Below are 611 nucleotides of genomic sequence, written 5' to 3'. Positions count from 1 at the left end.
TCATCTGTACCAAAGTCGAGCATTGCACCGTACAGCGTATTGGCATATAAAGCAGCATCAGAAGCAGAAATCGTCAGGTTTTGCCTGTCGATAACCGTATCTTTTATTGATGGAGCAACCCTTGATGAAGTGCCATCAGGATTCTTCTTAAACAATAGCTTCTTAACAGCATAAATACCGATACCAACGCCCAAAATGGGCAATCCGTATTTAATACCATTGGCTATTAATGTTGCTTTATTAACTGGTGGTAACTGTTGCACGGTGCTGAATTTTTTAGATGTATCGTAATGCGGTCTTTACAATCTTCGGGTTCTTGGCAACCTTGGTCAGAAGCTTAATCATGTCCTGCTGCTCAACCTTATTGACTGCATTTTGCAAAAGGTTTCCTACTTGCTGAACTACTTCAGTACTGTCAGCTTCAATTGTGATTCCTACTTTAAACTTTCTCATAATCGTATGTTTTAATCGTTATCTAAATCCTCGTTATCAAACTCTGCATTCCCCGGTTCCTGCTCTGATATGCCATTCACGGCTTGGTTCAGGAACAGGAGGGTTTTATTAATCAGCTCCGCTTTGTCAAGGCATAAGCCAACGATGTTTGCAATCTT

At 40.8% G+C, this 611-nt stretch carries 2 protein-coding genes; both read right to left on the bottom strand.

From position 1 onward, the window contains the following. On the bottom strand, nt 1–263 hold a 263-nt coding region (locus tag KEM10_RS24005; protein WP_212221007.1), incomplete at its 3' end, for a hypothetical protein. 13 nt (nt 264–276) lie between these two features. After that, nucleotides 277–453 carry a hypothetical protein gene (locus tag KEM10_RS24000; RefSeq protein ID WP_170154413.1) on the bottom strand — a complete coding sequence of 59 codons (177 nt, stop codon included), beginning with the start codon at nt 451–453 and terminating at the stop codon, nt 277–279. Nucleotides 454–611: the final 158 nt, after the last annotated feature.

Origin of the sequence: Carboxylicivirga linearis, from assembly GCF_018271995.1 — a bacterium.
GTDB classification, from domain to species: domain Bacteria; phylum Bacteroidota; class Bacteroidia; order Bacteroidales; family Marinilabiliaceae; genus Carboxylicivirga; species Carboxylicivirga linearis.
The sequence above is the reverse complement of the archived record's forward strand: the minus strand, read 5'-3'. Positions and strand labels throughout refer to the sequence as shown.